General features: G+C 53.1%; 15 protein-coding genes and 1 riboswitch. Of the genes, 10 read left to right on the top strand and 5 right to left on the bottom strand.

The features are described from left to right. The first annotated feature begins 33 nt into the window (after window positions 1-33). Together KJS42_RS13450 and KJS42_RS13455 are read left to right on the top strand one after the other, a co-directional pair. Window positions 34-354 (top strand): PadR family transcriptional regulator, encoded by a 321-nt coding sequence (locus KJS42_RS13450; protein WP_155606857.1) that lies wholly within the window; start codon window positions 34-36, stop codon window positions 352-354. A 13-nt stretch (window positions 355-367) separates the two neighbouring features. Then, a complete protein-coding gene (locus tag KJS42_RS13455) occupies window positions 368-979 on the top strand; it encodes a DUF2812 domain-containing protein (protein ID WP_213623148.1) in 612 nt (203 codons plus the stop codon). Between the two features lie 247 nt (window positions 980-1,226). Here the strand turns inward: KJS42_RS13455 and udk are convergent, their stop codons facing one another. Further along, a complete protein-coding gene (gene udk / locus KJS42_RS13460; protein ID WP_213623149.1) occupies window positions 1,227-1,850 on the bottom strand; it encodes a uridine kinase in 624 nt (207 codons plus the stop codon). Window positions 1,851-2,001: 151 nt separating this feature from the next. Continuing rightward, a complete protein-coding gene (locus KJS42_RS13465) occupies window positions 2,002-4,104 on the bottom strand; it encodes a methyl-accepting chemotaxis protein (protein ID WP_213623150.1) in 2,103 nt (700 codons plus the stop codon). 178 nt (window positions 4,105-4,282) lie between these two features. Here KJS42_RS13465 and KJS42_RS13470 point away from each other — a divergent pair, with 178 nt between their 5' ends. Both KJS42_RS13470 and KJS42_RS13475 read left to right on the top strand, forming a co-directional pair. Next, a complete protein-coding gene (locus tag KJS42_RS13470; protein WP_155606853.1) occupies window positions 4,283-6,916 on the top strand; it encodes a cation-translocating P-type ATPase in 2,634 nt (877 codons plus the stop codon). Window positions 6,917-7,101: 185 nt separating this feature from the next. After that, window positions 7,102-8,811, top strand: coding sequence for a methyl-accepting chemotaxis protein (locus tag KJS42_RS13475; protein WP_155606852.1), 1,710 nt, complete (start codon window positions 7,102-7,104; stop codon window positions 8,809-8,811). Here KJS42_RS13475 and KJS42_RS13480 read toward each other — a convergent pair. Then, on the bottom strand, window positions 8,801-9,895 hold the full coding sequence (locus tag KJS42_RS13480; protein WP_155606851.1) for a YeiH family protein: 1,095 nt from the start codon (window positions 9,893-9,895) through the stop codon (window positions 8,801-8,803). The genes KJS42_RS13475 and KJS42_RS13480 overlap by 11 nt on opposite strands. 131 nt (window positions 9,896-10,026) lie before the next feature. Here KJS42_RS13480 and KJS42_RS13485 point away from each other — a divergent pair, with 131 nt between their 5' ends. Both KJS42_RS13485 and KJS42_RS13490 read left to right on the top strand, forming a co-directional pair. Continuing rightward, complete coding sequence (locus tag KJS42_RS13485) at window positions 10,027-10,911, top strand: LysR family transcriptional regulator (protein ID WP_155606850.1); 885 nt, start codon at window positions 10,027-10,029, stop codon at window positions 10,909-10,911. A gap of 382 nt (window positions 10,912-11,293) precedes the next feature. Then, complete coding sequence (locus tag KJS42_RS13490) at window positions 11,294-12,088, top strand: mechanosensitive ion channel family protein (RefSeq protein WP_244868473.1); 795 nt, start codon at window positions 11,294-11,296, stop codon at window positions 12,086-12,088. A gap of 66 nt (window positions 12,089-12,154) precedes the next feature. On the opposite strand, the gene KJS42_RS13495 is transcribed toward KJS42_RS13490, so the two are convergent. Further along, window positions 12,155-12,907, bottom strand: coding sequence for an SDR family NAD(P)-dependent oxidoreductase (locus KJS42_RS13495; protein ID WP_155606848.1), 753 nt, complete (start codon window positions 12,905-12,907; stop codon window positions 12,155-12,157). Between the two features lie 254 nt (window positions 12,908-13,161). On the opposite strand from KJS42_RS13495, the gene KJS42_RS13500 reads away from it, so the two are divergent. The 4 genes from KJS42_RS13500 (at window position 13,162) to KJS42_RS13515 (ending at window position 17,938) form a co-directional block, all read left to right on the top strand. Next, entirely contained in the window at window positions 13,162-14,442 is a 1,281-nt protein-coding gene (locus KJS42_RS13500; RefSeq protein WP_213623151.1) for a methyl-accepting chemotaxis protein, read from the top strand. A gap of 208 nt (window positions 14,443-14,650) precedes the next feature. Further along, a complete protein-coding gene (locus tag KJS42_RS13505) occupies window positions 14,651-16,369 on the top strand; it encodes a methyl-accepting chemotaxis protein (RefSeq protein ID WP_155606846.1) in 1,719 nt (572 codons plus the stop codon). Window positions 16,370-16,481: 112 nt separating this feature from the next. Further along, complete coding sequence (locus tag KJS42_RS13510) at window positions 16,482-17,597, top strand: threonine aldolase family protein (protein WP_155606845.1); 1,116 nt, start codon at window positions 16,482-16,484, stop codon at window positions 17,595-17,597. Further along, entirely contained in the window at window positions 17,594-17,938 is a 345-nt protein-coding gene (locus tag KJS42_RS13515) for a DsrE family protein (RefSeq protein WP_155606844.1), read from the top strand. Before KJS42_RS13510 ends, KJS42_RS13515 begins: the two co-directional genes overlap by 4 nt. Before the next feature lie 55 nt (window positions 17,939-17,993). On the opposite strand, the gene KJS42_RS13520 is transcribed toward KJS42_RS13515, so the two are convergent. Further along, window positions 17,994-18,326, bottom strand: coding sequence for an ArsR/SmtB family transcription factor (locus KJS42_RS13520; RefSeq protein ID WP_155606843.1), 333 nt, complete (start codon window positions 18,324-18,326; stop codon window positions 17,994-17,996). A 261-nt stretch (window positions 18,327-18,587) separates the two neighbouring features. Beyond that, a riboswitch (cyclic di-AMP (ydaO/yuaA leader) is annotated at window positions 18,588-18,763 on the top strand. Window positions 18,764-18,828 lie beyond the last annotated feature (65 nt).

Below are 18,828 nucleotides of genomic sequence, written 5' to 3' on the forward strand. Positions count from 1 at the left end.
TATCGAGCGTACGTAGAGGGAGGGACGAAACCGATGAGCAGGGACAACAAGCACTTGCCCCTAACGGAAACGGTGTACTATATTTTACTCGCGTTGGCGGAACCGGCGCATGGTTACTTGATTATGCAGAAGGTGGAGGAGCTCAGCCGCGGGCAGGTACGGATGGCGGCCGGCACCTTGTATGGGGCAATCGACAATCTGGTGAAGCTGAAGTGGATTGAACCTGTGGCCACGGCGGACAGCCGCCGTAAGGTATATGCGATCACGGGCCAAGGCCGAGAGATTTTATGGCTGGATTACGAGCGAATGAACCATATGAGGAACGTCACGAAGGAAATCATGTCTTGGGAATAAGGGGGACAATGACTTGCAACAATTTAAATTTTTCATCGATTTTGAAAAAGAGGGGCAATGGCTGAACGAGATGGCCAAACGGGGATTCGCATTGGCGGGGAAGTCGATCGCCTATACCTTTGAACGGACCGAACCGGAGGATGCGGTGATCAAAATCGATTTCCGCCCATTTAGAAGCCTGGCTGATTTCGAGGACTATTTGGCCTTGTTTGAGGACAGCGGCTGGAAGCATGTGGCTGGCAGCAAATCGTCCGGGTCGCAGTATTTCCGCAAGATGGACGAGACCGCAGGCGATGATATTTTCTCGGACGCCGATTCCCGGGCGGGGCGTTACCAGCGCTTGTCCCAGATGTGGTTTTCGCTCGCCTGCTGCTATATCCCGATCTTTGCGGCGATGGTCTCAACGGGACTGGTGGATGCCACAGCGTTCACCAATCCGAAGGCATTGTATTATACCCCGGGCCTATGGGAGAAAGCGGGCGCTGCATTCTGGGAGGCGTTTCTGTTCGAAACACCGTTCGCGTTGGGACGTGGGTTCGCTTGGTTGTTGTTCCCGCTGCTGATCGGGCTTTATCTGATCTTCTCGGCCCTGGCTAAAAGTCGGTACCGGCAGGTGAAATCGTAAAAAAAATACCTGCAAAAGTGCAGGTTATTGAAGAGAAACACGATAAACAAAAGAAATACCTGCAAAAGTGCAGGTATTTCTTCGGATTATTCCGGATTGGGCCATCTCTGGCCGAAATAAGTGTACTTTCGCAGTTATTTGTGCTTGAAGGCCGTTTGGCAGAAAAATAACTGCACTTTTGCAGAAATTCACATGCAGGCACATCTTCCCGCGTATCCGACCCACCCACCGCAGTGGTCGTCCCCTTTTAGGCTTTGAACCCGCCGGTTAAATGCTTCTCCGTCAGGATGGCCAGCATTTGAATGCCAACTTCGTTATGCCCGCCTTCGGGGATAATGAGGTCGGCGTATTTTTTGGACGGCTCAATAAACGCTTCATGCATCGGCTTCACCGTTGCGAGGTACTGCTGATGGATAGAATGGATCGAACGCCCCCGTTCTTCCATGTCACGCAACACGCGACGGAGGATACGTACGTCGGAATCGGTATCCACGAACACCTTGATGTCGAGCATCTCTCGCAGTTTCTCATCGTACAGGACAAACAAGCCTTCCACGATGATGATGTTGTTCGGCAGCAGCTTGACCGTCTTCTCGGAACGGGTATGGATCGTGAAATCGTACACCGGCGCATAGGCGGCTTGTCCGTTCTTGAGTTGGGCAAGGTGCTCCACCATCAGCTCGTTGTCGAAGGCGAAGGGATGGTCGTAGTTCGTTTTCTCCCGTTCGGCCATGCTAAGCTGAGACTGGTCCTTATAGTAGTTGTCCTGCGAGATGAACGTCACTTTATCCGTGTCCAGCTGGCCGATAACCGAGCGGGCGACCGTCGTTTTTCCGGACCCGGTGCCGCCGGCGATACCTATGATTAACATGAAATTAAATACCCTCCTAGAAATACATCCCTCTAAACGTTCCCGTTTAACATTTCAGTATTGTAGCATAGCCCGGGCATTTTTTCATCTTGATAAGGCTTAAATGGGATCCTACATATTATGGCAAATTTGTGGCGGGATATCGAAGAACTCAAATTTTGAATTGAGATAATTTCTCCAACAGCTCCTGGACCATGTTGCTCAGCGCTTCGCTGGAAGCGGAGATCTCCTCCATGGAGGCGAGCTGCTCTTCGGAAGCCGCGGCAACGCTTTGCGACTCTGAGGACGATTCCGATGCGATGTCGGCTAAACGGATCACGCTGTCGGAGACTTGCTCCGTACTTGCGGTCATCTGCTCGGCCGTGGCGGACACCTCTTGCAACTGGTCGTTGACGTTGCTGATTTCCGCGAGAACGAGCGACAGCATGGCGTTACTGTCGGATACGCTCCTTACGCCCCGTTCGACCTGCTCGCTGCCTTTGGCCATGGAATCTGCCGCTGCGCTGGTATCGGTGCGTACTTGTTCCACCAGCTCCGTAACCTGCTCTGCAGCTTGTTTGGTCTGATCCGCCAGCTTGCGAATTTCTCCGGCAACGACGGCAAAACCGCGTCCATGCTCGCCGACTCGGGAAGCCTCGATCGCCGCATTCAGCGCGAGCAGGTTCGTTTGCGTGCTGATATTCGCGATGAGCTCGATCATGCCGCCGATCGCCGTGGACCGCTCTTCCAAGCGAACGATGGAGGAGGCGGTTGCTTCGGTCGCCGCCTGAAGTTCTTTCATATCGGACACCGCCCGTTCCAGTTGGACGCTGCTCTCCTTCGTTTTCGACGTCACTTCGCTTGCGGAAACGGAGATCGCGGAGGAAGAGTCGGCGATTCGTCGTACGCCCATGGACATTTCGGATACGGCCTGAGACGAATCGGAAGCATAGCCGTTTTGCTCCTGTGCCCCCTCGGCGACACGGTTGATCGATGTGGCTATGGTCTCGGCAGCCTTGCCGGTTTGTTCGGCACTGGCGGTCAATTGCTGGGACGTCGCCCCGACGGCCATGGATAAGTCGGCGACCAGTTGGAACATGTCGCGCAGCTTCTCGGTCATTTCATTGAAATGACCGGCCATTTTTCCAAACTCGTCGCCGCTGCGAACCTGCAGTTTCTGCGTGAGATCGCCTTCTGCCATGAGTTGCAGCTTCGCCGTCAAGAGGCGTAACGGCACGATAACCATACGCCAAACCAGCAACGCGAGAATGGCCGCAAGCACAACTAGCGCCCCTACGGACATCGCGATCGAAGTTGTTTTCGCCTGCGTGAATTCTTTCAGAATAACATCCTTATCTACGGCCGTCTGCGCATACCACACTTGATCGCTCCCCGGCATGGTTACTGGTTCGAATGACCGAAGTACCTCTCGGCCCGCGGAGTTCAGGGTGTAGCCTTTGAGGGTTGCCCCGCTTTTCACCTGCTGCCACAGCGCTTCTTTTTCCGGATTATCGCCGTAAGGTTGAAGGACCGAGTCGGGGTCATGCGGGTTGGCTGCATAAACTCCGCTTTCCGTCACCAAAGCGACATAACCGCCAAGCGGGGTGTATTGCTCCGCCGCCGTTTGCAAGTAATCCATCAACACGTCCACTTTGATGACGCCGAGAAAATCTCCCGACGCATCGAGAATCGGATAGGCTGCCGTCATCATTTGGACCGGATGCCCTCCGATCTCATTGGTATAAGGTTCGAGGTAAGTCGTCTTCCCGGTTGATTTCGTGATTTGGTATTCCTCATGTTCGTTGGGGGATCCGTAGTCCGCCAAAGGAGCCAGCTTCGCTTGATCCCCTTCCTTATAGAGGTAAGGGAGAAACCGACCTTTCTCATCGTTATATGCGGCCTGATTCACGTTCTTTGCATCAGCGCCGTCAAAGGCATTGGGCTCCCACACCATGCCGATTCCATATACTTCGGGATGGCTTAACAGCTCTTTTTGCAATAAGGAAATAGCTTCCTCCCGGGACAAATCGCCTTGCTTACCGGTTTCGACCAACATCTTGGCCAGACTGTCCGAGGAAGCCTTGAGTCCGATGAAAGTTCTTTCGAAATCCGCTTCGTATTGTTTGCCGGCTAACTCCGCTTCTAATTCGCCCTTGGCCATGCTGGTCTTCATCGACTGGTTTAAATTGACGAGTAACAGGAGGGATAAAGAAATGATAACGACCAAGCCAGCGGTCGTCATAAATTTGACTGCTAATGACAGTTTACGGAACATTTTATTCAATCTCTCCAATCTAAGGTGTTTCTACAAATATCGACAAAATTCGCTGTGATTTGAATAGGCTGACCCAAGTTCTAAATATACAGAAGATTGCATCATAATTTCCCGTGGATGTGGTTTACAATAATGGTAAGTCATTGCCTGTCAAATTTGAGTAAAGAGGTGCTGCTGCATGTGGCATACCAAAACCCGGGAAGCTGTCCTGCAAGAGCTGCAAGTGGATAAGGCTGCCGGACTTTCCACGGGAGAAGCCGGAAAGCGGCTGTCTACGTATGGACCGAACCAAATTAAAGGGAAGCCGAAGCCTAGCTTATGGTCGCTGTTTTTCGCCCAACTCAAGGATATGTTGATTTACGTGCTGCTCGGTGCCGCCGTCGTTACGCTCATCGTCGGGGAGTACATGGATGCCGTCATCATTTTGGCCGTTGTCCTGTTGAATGCGATCATCGGCGTCATCCAGGAGCAGAAAGCGGAGAAAGCGATCGAGGCGCTGCAGCAAATGACCACCCCCAAAACGCTGGTGCGGCGCGATGGCGAGGTGAAGGAGGTTGATTCCGGAGAGATCGTTCCCGGAGATATCGTCATTTTGGATGCCGGGCGGTTCATTCCAGCCGACTTGCGTCTGTTTGAGAGCGCTAACCTGCAAATCGAGGAATCTGCGCTGACCGGAGAGTCCGTGCCCTCAGACAAAAACGCCGAAGACCTGCACGAAGAAGCTCAGACCCCAATTGGGGACCAGAGCAACATGGCGTTCATGTCGACGCTCGTGACCTACGGGCGTGGTGAAGGGGTCGTCGTTGGAACGGCCATGAACACCGAAATGGGCAAAATCGCCAAAATATTGGACGAAGACACGCATGAGCTGACCCCGCTGCAAAAAAAGCTTGAAGAGCTCGGCAAAATGCTCGGCTATATCGCCATCGGAATTTGCGTCGTGATCTTCGTGATCGGTCTGATTCAAGGGCGTGATCTGTTTGAGCTGTTCCTGACCGCGATCAGTCTTGCAGTAGCGGCCATTCCGGAAGGGCTACCGGCCATCGTGGCCATCGTATTGGCGCTTGGCGTGACCCGAATGTCCCGCATCAACGCGATCGTCAAGAAGCTGCCGGCCGTCGAGACGCTTGGTTCGGTCAACATTATCTGTTCCGATAAGACCGGAACCCTGACCCAGAACAAAATGACGGTTGTGAAGCATTTTACCGCGCAGCCGCTGGGGGATGAGGCGCCGATCGAAATGATCAAGACGTTTGTGCTTTGCTCCGATGCGACCTACGAGAACGGTCAGGGCACCGGCGACCCAACCGAGATCGCCCTAGTCGCTTACGGCGAGCAGCAGGATATTTCGAAGAAGTCGCTGGAAGCCGAATACAAGCGGGTGTCCGAGAAGCCGTTCGATTCCGACCGCAAGCTGATGTCCACGCTGAACCAGACGCGGGAGGGATACCGTGTTCATACCAAAGGGGCGATCGATCAACTGCTGCGAATATCGAACTCCGCCGTGGTTAACGGGAAGGCCGTACCGTTGACCGAGGAGCTGAAGCAGCGCTACATAGAGGCGGCAGAGGCGATGTCGGACGATGCGCTCCGGGTGTTGGGGGCCGCCTATAAGGATGCGGACCGTATCCTGTCCCCGGAGGAAATGGAGCAGGATCTAACGATCCTTGGCTTCGTCGGTATGATCGATCCGCCGCGGACGGAGGTGAAGGACTCGATTCGCGAAGCGAAAGCGGCGGGGATTACGCCGGTCATGATTACAGGCGACCATCGGAACACCGCGGTAGCGATCGCTAAAGAGCTGGAAATCGCCAGCTCCCTGGAGCAAAGTATGACCGGGGCGGAAATCGACGAGCTTTCGGACGAGGCGTTTGCCGAGAAAATCAACAACATCCGCGTATTCGCCCGCGTCTCGCCGGAGCATAAGGTGAAGATCGTCAAAGCCTTCAAGGCGAAGGGCAACATCGTTTCCATGACCGGGGACGGCGTCAATGACGCGCCTTCGCTTAAGACGGCGGACATCGGCGTGGCGATGGGGATTACCGGCACCGACGTATCGAAGGGCGCCAGCGATATGATTTTGACGGACGACAATTTTACGACGATCGTCCAGGCAATCCGGGAAGGGCGGAACATCTACGCCAATATCCGCAAGACCGTGACGTTCCTGCTGGCCTGCAATTTTGGCGAGATCGTGGCGATCCTCGCTTCGATTCTGTTCTTTTGGCCGCTGCCGCTCCTGGCGACTCAGATTCTCTGGATTAACCTGGTCACCGACACGCTTCCAGCGATTGCGCTGGGGGTTGACCCCGGCGAGAAGGACGTGATGAAACGCAAGCCGCGCAACCCGAAGGAGAGCTTCTTTGCCGGGGGGGCGGCCATGCAGGCGGTCTTGGGCGGGTTGTTGATCGGGGCGCTGACGTTGGTTGCTTTTTACGTGGGGCTTCGCGAGCATGGATATGGTTTACGCTCCGCGGATATTCCCGAAGAGGTGATGACCTATGCGCGGACGATGGCGTTCGTCGTGCTGGCGGCATCGCAGTTGTTTTATTCGTTTGCCAAGCGCAGTGCGACCAAATCGATTTTTGCCATCGGTTTGTTCTCCAACCTGATCCTCGTCGGAGCGGTCGTTGCCGGATTGCTGCTGCAGTTTCTTTCGATCTCCATCCCGTTTCTGGCTGCGGCGTTTAAGGTGGAAAATCTCAGCTTGGCCGATTGGGGGCTCGTCATCCTGCTGGCGCTGATTCCGTTGCTGCTAAATGAGATCGTCAAGATATTCATGCGGGCCGGGAAGGCGAAAGAGGCGGCGTAAGCCATAAATATGAGAATTTTGATAGAACAGAGGAGAATTTTGAATTCCCCTCCTGCCATGGTTTGGTAGATGATACAAGTGAATATACAGAAGGAGCATAGGCCGCAGATGACAAGTCTGGCGGCCCTTGTTCGTTAAAGCAAACCAAGGGGGGACAAGGGATGAAGGATAAGGGGAATTCTCCTATGAATCGAAACGGGAGGCTGGCGTTCTCGCTGGGACGGAAGCTGACGGCGGCTTTTATTACGGTATCGCTGCTGGTTGGAGTCATTGCCGGAGTCGCTTACGTATTCTTGAACCGGCTGGACCATAACTATTCCGAATTGCTTCGGCAAAATACAGCGGCTCTGGATCAAGTGGCTAAGTTGGAGATCGAGACGCAGCGTCAAAACAGCCTCCTGTTCGGGTATATCGTAGAGCCGTCGCCTGAGAAGGAGCAAGCGCTGACGGAGGCAAATGAGCTGCTGAGCGCGTTGATCGATGAAATCGTAAGCGCTTCCGCGAGTGAGGAGCAGGGGGCGGTTGCTACCTCGTTGTCGGAGTCCAACGCTACATTTGCCCGACTGCTGGTGAAGGTCCGGGATTACGTCCAATCGGGCAAGCCGGATTTGGCGAAAGCGGAAGCTCTGATGTGGGCGATCCCGACGTCGGATACGATGATTCAGGGGTCGGGTGATCTGCGGATGCTGCAGGAGAACCAACTCCAGGATAAATTAAGGGAGTTCCAGAGGGAATCGACGTTGACGATGTGGATACTGGCGCTGTGCGGTACCGTAGCCATCCTGTTTGCGATCTTGACCGGCGTGATGTTGTCCCGGCAGATCGTAAAACCGATGCGGGTGATGGTGAGTGGCGCGCGTGAACTAGCGGAAGGCAATTTGACCCTTACGGAGACGGTCGTGAGAAACCGCGACGAAATTGGCGAACTGGCGGCTGCATTTAACCACATGAGACGCAGTTGGCAGGACATGATCGGCAATTTGGGACGGCATGCTGGCCGAGTCGCCGATTCTGCCGATCAGTTGCGAAGCCAGTCGGAGCAGTTCCGTGCCTCCTCCGGGGAGATTTCGGGAATTATGGGCCAAATCTCGGCCGGGAGCGAGGAGCAGGTGCAAAGCGTGGAGCTTGGCGTGGCCCAAGTGACGAATGTGGCTGCCGGAGCTCGGGAAATGGCCGAACTGGCGGATGATGCCCGTCAACAATCGGCGGCTGCCGTGAATGAAACTCGGGCCGGCGAGGAGATCGTTGCTTCGGCAGCGGCTCAAATGGCTACGATTCGGCGGCAGATGGACGAGCTGCGCGCGTTCATCGAGCGCCTTGGCGTCCGCTCCGGCCAAATCGCGGAAGCGGCCGAGCTGATTGCCGGCATCGCCAAACAGACGCAGATGCTGTCGCTGAACGCCTCGATAGAAGCCGCGCGAGCCGGGGAAGCCGGCAAAGGGTTTGCCGTAGTCGCCGGTGAGGTGCGGAAGCTGTCGGCGGAGACGGGGGCAGCGGCGGCGGACGTGGCCGAGATGGTCGAAGGTGTGCGTAGTGAGATGGAGATGGTGATCGAAGCGGCGCAAGCCGGGTCGCACGAGATTGCTTCCGGTATTGCCACGGTCCAACAGGCCGGCGAGGTGTTTACCAGCATCCGGCAGGCCGTCGAGCAGGTGGCTGGCGGGATCGGCCGGGTGGCCGGTCAGGTAGAGCAGTTGTCTTCCCAATCGGAGGCTCTGGTTCAAGCGATTACCACGATCGATCGGGTGGCGCAGCAGACGGCCGGCGGCTCGCGCGAGGTATATGCGCATACGGAGGAGCAATATGCCGGGGTACAGGAAATGATGGCTTCCATGGAAGGACTCAGTCAGTTGTCCGAGGAATTGCAGGCGCTGATCGGAAAATTTAAAGTATAAGCGATATCCAGGTCCCGACGGACAACAGTAATGACGTGATCAGCATCGCGATCAGAGGCAGAAGCGCTTTGGATCGGAGCTCGCGCAGGTTGACGTTCAGTCCCAGACCCACCATGGCCATCGTCAGGAGAAACCCGGTCAGAGTGGAGATATCGCCAAGAAAAGCATCCTTCACAGGGATCCAGGTACCCAACGCATAGGTGCCAATCACGCTGGCCGAGATGAAACCCAGCAAGAACCAGGGGAACGGGATGGCGGCCTTCGGTTTAGGTCCGAATCCGGCAGCCGGTTTTGCTGCGCTTGGGTTCAGCGACAATGTCCCAGCGGTACGCTTCATGCCATACATCAGCAGGAAGCTAAGCGGAATGAGCAGAAATACACGGCCCAATTTGGCTAATATAGCGACGGCCAGAGCGTCTGGCCCGGCCGGCTCAGCGGCTAGCACCACATGGGCGATTTCGTGCAGGCTGACACCGCTCCAAACTCCATATTGAAGCTCGGACATCGGAAGCAATGGTCGAAGCAGCGTATATCCCACGGAGAATAGCGTGCCGACGAAAGCCACCAATCCTGCACCGATGGCGGTATCGTCTTCCTTGGCTTTGAGAATCGGTGAAACGGCGGCGATCGCTGCCGCTCCGCACACCCCGGTGCCGATCCCCAGCAGCAAGGAAAGGGAGAAATCCGCCTTTAGCCATTTGCCGATCAGCAGGGTGACGATTATGCTAAAGGCGATGGTTGCGGCATCTCGAGCCAGAAGAGGCAGGCCCTGTTGCAACACGATGTCCAGGTTCAGCTTCAGCCCAAACAAAACGATTGCTAAACGGAGCAGCTGCTGGGAAGCAAACCGGATGCCTGGACGCAAGGATTCCGGGTATCCGACGAATTGCCGGTAGAGGACGGCTAACAAGATCGAACAACCAAGCTGTCCGATCCGGTTGAAGCCGGGTAGTTGAGCAAGTCCAAAGCCAAGCATGGCGATCACAAGCGTAAAGCCGATGCCTCCGAACAGGAGCTCGGTTTTTTTTGCGGTTTCTGGTGTTGTCGGCAAGACTGTTTTAGAGGGTAATAAGGAAGTTGACATGTGATTTCACCTCCGTTGATTTGCCCTTTTAGCTTAAATCCGCTTTAATAATAAGTAAAATAAACCATATATATTATTATGATAAGTATTTGATTATGAATGAGATGATTGATCATAAGGAGGAAGCAAAAATGGATCCGGCTCTTGAGGTGTTTATTACTGTCGCGGAGAAGCAAAGCTTCACCCGGGCAGCCGAGATGTTGCATATGACACAGCCGGCAGTGAGCCAATATATCCGTTCTCTGGAGCAGGCTCTTGGAACGAAGCTGCTTGATCGCAGCAATAAATATGTGCGTTTGAACCCGGCGGGACAAATCGTCTATCATCATGCCCGGGAAATCTCCGGATTGTACGCGCGAATGCAGTATCTCATCGACGACATGAAACACGCGGCGCGGGGGGATTTGTCGATCGGCGCCAGTTATACCTACGGGGAGTACGTGCTGCCGCATGTATTGGCGGAGATGATGGCGGGGTACCCCGACATCAAGCCGACGATCACCATCGGCAATTCCAAGGAGATCGTGGAGTTGGTGGGAAGCCGCCGGCTAGACGTAGGAATCATCGAAGGGGAGGTTCGGGATGAACGCTACCGGATCGTGCCGATCGCCGATGACGCGATGTACGTAGTCGTCCCGGCGGGACACCGTTATGCCGAGCGCAGGGGACTTCGACTAGTCGATTTGAGCGAGGAGACCTGGATCGTCCGGGAAGCTGGCTCGGGGACACGCGAAGCAGTAGATCATTTGTTTGCCCAGCATCGTTTTCACCCGGAGCGATTAATGGAATTCGGCAGTACACAAATCATTAAGGAATCGGTAGAGGCGGGGCTTGGAATTAGCCTGTTGTCCAAAGCGGCGGTGCGAAAGGAAATGGCACTTGGAACACTGAGGCTGTTGGAGATGGAAGGCTTGCCGTATTCCCGTCAATTTTCTCTAGTTACACAGGCCTCTCCCTTTTACACCAAGGCAATGGAAGTGTTTATGGAACTGGCGCAGGAACTGCGGTCATTTTAGACAATTTGCATTGGCGAATGTTATAATGGCACTTTATTTTTAAGGAGGTGCTATATCGATGAACGATGGGGGAAGATTCTCAGAGTCGTTCAGTGAGCTTGGATGGACAGATGCCGGGATTGCTCTCGGCATAATGGCGCTATTCGCGTTGTTTAGCAAAGGGTTCGTAAAATTGTCCTTTGTCCTGCTGAATCGTGGGAATTCCTCGACGTCTACCAGGGGAGAACTATGGAGACAGGTACTTGAGCGTCCCTTTCGGTGGTTGTTTACTTTAATTGGTATTTACATGGGACTGAAATATCTGCTTCCGCGTAGTTGGGAAATCGCCGCTGGCTTAGATCCCTTGTTCCGGAGTTGTGTTATCGCCCTAATCGGATGGGGGATGTATATACTATCTGCGCAATCCTCAGTGATGCTGGAGGGGCTTAGCCGTAAAATTAAATTAGACGATGCGAGCATGCTCATTCCATTCTTATCCAAAGTCTTGCGTATCGTCGTGGTTATTTTAACCGTGACCTTAATTGGAGCGGAATGGGGATTTAGCATTAATGGACTGGTGGCAGGCATGGGCTTGGGTAGCCTGGCCGTCGCGCTGGCAGCCAAAGACACGTTGGGCAATATTATTGGAGGCATCGTCATCATTCTGGAAAAGCCTTTCGCGAAAGGCGACTGGATTTTAACGCCAACCGCCGAAGGCGTGGTGGAGGATATTACCTTTCGCAGCACCAAAATCCGCACGTTCGCGGATGCAGTGATCACCTTACCGAACGCTGCGCTGGCGGATCAGCCGATCACGAACTGGAGCAAAATGGGCAAGCGACGAGTGACCTTCACGCTTGGCGTGGCTCTGGATTCGGACCGGGAACGACTAGCAGCTGCCATCAACAGAATCGAACAGTTGCTCCATGATAACGAGCATATTGATCCGGGAACGATTCTGGTCAAGTTTACGGATTTCAACGAGAGTAGTTTAGGCATTTTTATCTACTATTTTACGCGTTCGACGGTTTGGGCTGAGTATCTAACAGCGCGACAGGAAATGAATTTAGCGTTCATGCATGTGCTGGAGCAGGAAGGCATTAAGTTGGCATATCCATCCCATCGGGTCTTTCTCGAAACGGCGGCGGAAACGTCCGGCGAGATGAACGCCGCCGGTTCTAGGCAATATGAAGCTTGAGCCTGTGTAAACGATAAATGGTCTTTAATTAAGAAACATCCCGCGGGCCGCCGCGGGATGTTCTTGTTATATCGTATAGGGTACCGCTTCGAACGTCTCTGCCTTCGCGATAGCTTCCTCCAGCGACAGGCCGGTGAAGCTTTGCGCCGGGAAGTAGCGTCCGCTCTTCTTGTCGTCGACGAAAGCGCCGACCACGATCCCCGGCAGCACGCTTTCCACTGAGTTCGGGGCCTGCGGGCCACCCAAATCGGTCCGGCACCAGCCTGGATCGTTCAAATTGATCATGACATCGGTGCCTTCGAGGCGAGAGGCCAAATCCTTGGTGAACTTATCGAGCGCTGCTTTGCTAGCCGCGTAACCGGCTTGCTCCGGCTCGTTTTTGATCCCGCTGGTGGTGTTGATGACTCGGCCAAAGCCGCGTTCGACCATCTTGGGGATCAGGCGGTTGCAAATCGTCGCGATGGAAATGAAATTAATTTGAAAGCTTTGTTCGAAATCCGAGACCGGGGTCTGCCAATAATCGGTACGGTAGGCGATTTGGACTGCAGCATTATTGAAGACGATGTCCACCGGTGTGCCTTTGGCTTCGATTTCATCCAGCATCGCCACGACTTCCCGGTGGTTGGCCAGCTCAGCCTGAACGGAGTAGACCTGGACGCCGAATGCCCGGATCTCCTGCACCATCTGCCGGGTATGCTCCTGGTTGCGGCTGTGCAAGATCAGGTTGCATCCCTGCTCGGCCATAAACATCGCTGTTTGATAACCTACTCCGCGGCTGGCTCCGGTAATGAGCGCCCATTTTCCTTTCAAATTGACCATTCCGATATCCTCCCTGTTTGCGATTCTTCTACATTGATGTCATAACCCATCTCATTTTACTAGAATTGAAAGCGGTTTACCATCATCCACTCTTATTTGACTGTAGTGATTTGGGACTATATAATGGACAACACATGTAATATTTGGAACTTATGACCTATCTAAATACTAGGAGGAGATCCCTGAATCGCTTCAAATTTTGCTAGAGGAAGTTTAAATTATACCCTACTACGAACAAGACAGGTGATGCTAAGATGAATCGAATTCGTAACATTTCTATCCGTACGCGGATCATGGTGCTCGTCTTTTTGGCGATGTTCGTCTCAAATACCGCTCTAGTCGTAACGTTATCCTATAGCCAACATCATGATTTTTTCAAGCTGATTACGCCATCCTTAGGGTTAAAGGCATTGATCATTTTTATTGTTTTTGAAATTTTCGCGGTAATCATCTCCGAAGTGTTGTTGGTTCGTCCGCTCAAACAAGGGGCGAAGCTGGCTAATTCGATGGCTGAGAACGATTTGTCCGCTGAGATTCGGGTGACCCAGCAAGGAGAAGCGGGCCAGATGATTCAGTCGCTTCAGAAAGCCAGAGATAACTTGAAGCACCTGATTGCAACGATTCAGTCCTCTTCTGAACGGGTGACGTTGTCTGCGGAAGAGCTGAACCAGATTATTGAGCAGGCCAATGGGCAAGTGCATGAAATCAACGAAGGGGTCAAGCTCCTGCTGAACGTGTTTACCCAAAACGCGGAAAGCATGAAGCAAACCGCCGTTGCCATTTCAGAGATTACGAACCATTCGCAGACGACGGCAGAACTGGCCAACCAAATTGCAGAGCGAGCCCAGTTGGTCATAGATTCCGCGGAAGACGGAAAGAATTCGGTGGACTCCATCGTTGAAGCTATTAATGATCTGGCGGCGAATACGAAGCACGTCAGCGGCGAAGTGCTCGGGTTAGAGGAACAGAGCCAGAAAATTACCGAGGTTGTTAGCATTATTAAGCAAATTTCCGAACAAACGCATCTGTTAGCCCTCAACGCTGCCATCGAGGCAGCCCGGGCCGGGGAAGAGGGGAGAGGATTTGCGGTCGTCGCCGGACAAATTCGAAAGCTGGCGGAGGATACGAATCAATCCTTACAGGAAATCGGCAGCTTGGTCGAAGATATGACCGTTCGAACCGGCAGCGTCGTGGTTGCAGTCGCCCAGACCGAGGAGAAGGTCCAACAGGGCGTAACGCAATCAGGAAACGTCAAGACGATGATCGAACAGATCATGGACAACATGGAGAACACCTTTGCCATGCTGACCGAGATTTCCGATGGAGTGACCACCCAGGCGGCTTCGCTCGAGGAAATGAGCGCAACGTTGGAGGATGTGAATGGCACCATCGAGTCGGGGCTAGAGGTATCCGGCGAGATTCAAGGGCAGCTGGGTACACAGGAGAAGATCTTCGGCGATATCGGGAAAACCTCCGGTAAGCTGGTAGAATTGTCCGAGAATATGAACGGATTAACGAACGTGTTTAAGCTTTAATATTCAACAACCATATGAAAAGAACGCTTGTAGATGACAGGCGTTCTTTTTTATATGCAAAATGTCGAATAGTGTCAGAAAATAGCGGAGATAAAATGAATTTTATGTCGAAATAAGGCGTTTTGTGTCTATATTGTCTCGGGATTTTAACCGATATAGTAATCAACCTACTTGATTTTACAGAAAATAAATAATAGGAGGGGTTATATTGAGCGCCTGGATCCATCGACTAAGAAACATCAAGATCGTGCATAGCGTCGTGATGTTGTGGGTGTTGTCTCTGCTAGCCACTACGGCAATTGGGGTTGTAGGGATCAACTCGATTTTTCAAATGAATTCCACGACGGAGGAGATTACCTCTGAGATTATTCCCAAGCTGAAGGATTGGGAGGACGTGAACGGTCACATGGGCAACTTGCGCAATACGGTGACGAAAATCATCGACCGCGATTACGATGAGGCCATGATCCAAACGTATGAGGATTTGAACGGTCAAATCTCGGCCATCCTGGATCGGAATGTGGCGGCTTCCCAAGATAACCCGGAAGAAGGAGAGTTGGCGAAGAAAGCCGCTCAAAGTTATGAAAAATACGTATCCTATCTTCCTACCTTGATCGAACAACGAAAGCAAGGTCTTGTCGCCGATCGGAACTTGACGAACGTGGAAATGGCCGAGGCAGGCAATCAATTGACCCAGGATATTCTAAATATCGTCGATTACCAGAAACGCGTGGCTGAAGAGAAAAGCGAGGCTTCGAAACAGCTCTATGAAGCGAGTATCCGGTTTTTTGTCGTGATTTTCGGCGTGGCACTTCTACTCGTTAGCGCCATCTCCATTCTCGTCGTCGTGATGATCCGCTCCTCCATGAAGGACTTCATCTCCAGGGTCGAACGGGTTGCGGAAGGCGATGTAACCATACAATTTAACGGCAAACTCAGCAATGAATTCGGGATGATGAACCGGGCTTTAAACAAGACGATTAGCTCGATTCGCACGATTTTGCAAATCATTGGGCAAGATTCACAGAAGTTAACCCAGCAAACCATTGCGCTGACCGCCTCCTCCGAGGCGATGAAAACGAGCGTTGGCGAAGTCTCGACGGCCATCCAGGAGGTTTCTCTCGGCTCCGTCAATCAAGCGGAGGAATTGGCTTCGATGACAGAGTCCTTCCAGGCATTCGGAGACCGATTGGACGAAATCACCCGCTCGTTGGAGACGGTAGATGGGGCAGCAAAGCAAGTGAACGATAAAGCACAGAACAGCAGTGGCAAACTGGCCGAGTTGGTCACCTCCGTGAAGGGGATTGCCGACTCGTTCGAGGAGACGCAAAGCAAGGTTCATAACTTGACGGGGAGCCTGGCTCGCGTGACGGAAATTACTCGATTGATTAGCGACATCTCCACGCAAACCAATCTGTTATCGCTGAATGCGTCTATCGAAGCTGCACGCGCTGGTGAGGCGGGCCGGGGGTTTGCCGTGGTAGCTGGAGAAATTCGCAAATTAGCGGAACAAACGCAGCATTCTTCACAAGGAATCGACGAGCTGCTGCAGGAGATCGGATTGGAAATGGACGGAGTATCGGCAACTTCGGCCAGAACGGGCGAAGTGCTGGCTCGGCAATCAGAGGTCGTCATGACGACGATGGAGGTTATTCAGGAGATTATCCGTTCCATTCGGGAAATGATGCCGCAGATCGAAGATATCACCGGTTCTGTGGTCACCGTCAACGAGGATAAGAACCGGGTTCTTCTGACCGTGAGCTCGGCTTCTGCCGTAGCAGAACAAAACTCAGCCTCTTCAGAGGAAATCTCCGCCTCGGCCATCGAGTTGAACGGCACCACCCAGGATATTGCCCAGGCGATTAAAGAGCTTGAATCGCTTTCGATTGAAATGATTCAAGAAGTGGAGAAATTTAAATTGGTGTAAAGAAGAGACAAGTCCTACCGGGCGATCATCGATTCCTGCTCCGAATCGAGCTATAATAAGCATGAATTCACAGTTTATGCAGACAGCTTGGAGAGAGGAGCGGCGAAGAACGATGTATGGAAACGAAGGATCATCGGACAAGAAATCGTTAAAGGCGGCTTTCGACCGGACGGTCTATCAAGTGGTGGGCCACGGTAAACGAAATGTGGGGGTGCTGCAGCAGGCTTTTTCCGGGATCGATGGTGAGCTGGACAGCGACATGTACGGTATGGGACCGTCCCTGGAAGCATTCGAAGCAAAAATGGCCGGGGTGTTGGGCAAATCCTCGGCGGTGTTCTTTCCCAGCGGTACGATGGCCCAGCAAATCGCCTTGCGAATCTGGTGCGATCGCAAGGGGACGAAACGCGTAGCCTATCACCCCTTATGCCATTTGGAGATTCATGAGGAAGACGGCTTGAAAGAACTGCACGGGATCGAACCGATTCTTCTGGCGGACAAGGACCGGCTTATTGGATTGGAGGACGTACAGCAACTTGGCGAGGACGTTTCGTGCCTGTTGTTGGAACTGCCCCAGCGCGAGATCGGCGGCCAGTTGCCGCCGTTCGAGGAGCTCGTGGCGATTTCCGAGTTCTGCCGGGAGAAAGACATCAAGCTCCATCTGGACGGAGCCCGGTTGTTCGAAGTTCTTCCCTACTATCAAAAAACCGCGGCGGAAGTGTGCGTCCTGTTCGACAGCGTCTATATCTCCTTCTACAAGGGCATCGGCGGGATCGCCGGAGCGATATTGGCCGGAGAGCCGGAGTTTACAAAGGAATCTAAGGTGTGGAAGAGACGCCACGGCGGTGACCTGATCAGCTTGTATCCGTATTATCTCAGCGCAGATTACTACTATGAGCAGCGCGTTGGGAAAATGGATTTATATTATCGGCAGGCGCAAGAGCTGGCGGGGTGGTATAACCAATGCCATCAGATGAAGACGGTCCCGACCGTCCCGGTTTCGAACATGTTCCACGTCCATGCGGACGTGCCCAAGGACCGGCTGGAGCATACCCTTGTTGAAGTGTACCGGGAAACCGGCGTTGGGTTAACCGCCGTCCTCAAGGAGAAGGCGGATGGAGGCTGTTCCTTCGAGGTGAGTCTCGGAGACCGTTATGGCGAGGTGCCGAAAGACCGGCTACAGTTGACGTTTGAACTGCTCGATCAGAAGCTGAGAGGAGTATCGCTTTGAACCGAAAAGTTATTTTTCTAACGACCGACAGCTTCGGGGACGGTGATCGGGAGCTGGGGGTGCAGCTGTTGGAAACGTTCCTAACATTGTTGAAGCAGCGGGAACAGGAGCAGCTTCCGGCGGCGGTATTTTGCGTAAATCGGGGTGTTCTTGCCCTAACGGAGCAGTCGTTTGCTTCGTTGCACCTGAAGGAGCTGGCGAATCGCGGTGTGCCGGTATTGGCTTGCGGGACCTGCGTTAACTATTACGGCATCCAGGATCAACTCGCAGCTGGCGAGGTGTCCAGTATGGGGCGTTTTATGGAACTGGCTGCGCAATATGAGGTCTTGACGCTGGCTTGATCTCAGCTGAAATCATCAAAGAAACACCGTAAGAAATACGGCATTTGCCGTTTTCTTACGGTGTTTTTTGTTGATCCGGGCTTTGAATTTCCTGTAAGTATTCGTCAAGCCGGTTAAACCGCTCTTCCCACAAGTTTCGGAACGAGGCGATCCACTCGTCCAACTCCTGCAGGGGTTCCGGCCGAAGCCGGTAAATCCGGCGATTCGCAACAGGTTGAACCTCGACGATGCGGGCTTCATTCAGCACCTTGAGATGCTTCGATACCTGCGGCTGCCGGACTTGGAGCCGATCCGCGATTTCTCCTACGGTTAGGGGGCCGTATCGCAGCAGTTCAACCATTTCCAGTCGATGGGGTTCGGCAAGCGCGCTCAAAGTTGCAGTGTTCATCGGTCTCACTTCCTTGTTTCGAGTATAACTTATTTAGCCGCAAATATTCCAGTAGGGGAATATGAATAATTCACGTCACTATCGGCCATCGTCTTATTTCCTCGTAATTTCAAGTCCGTACGAAATAATTAGCGCAGAAGAGCGATGTATACGCTTACCTCGACAATGCGGATCGCATTTCGTTGCCAATCCGCCTTAAACTCATCTTTACACTTTTTAGGGCGGGGAGTATGATTCATCAGTGGTAATTTTTATATGGCAAATACCTGATCGCTGAATTCTTTATTCAGTAAGAAACGGGGGAACCAACCGAAACGGGGCCTTGAGGCTTCGTTTCTGGGGTGAATCGCTTGTTTTGGCCATCCTGGCTATGAGCGTAGGGCTGCTTTCGTGCCCGAATCCGTCAGCTAACTCCGTAAGCGTCCGAAAGAGGGAATTGTCGCGGATATTCGCTTGAGTTTCAAAAAAGCGGCCGCGGGAAGGTCCAACTTTCCTGCGGCCT

The organism is Paenibacillus sp. J53TS2 (genome assembly GCF_018403305.1).
Taxonomy (GTDB): Bacteria; Bacillota; Bacilli; order Paenibacillales; family Paenibacillaceae; genus Fontibacillus; species Fontibacillus rhizolycopersici.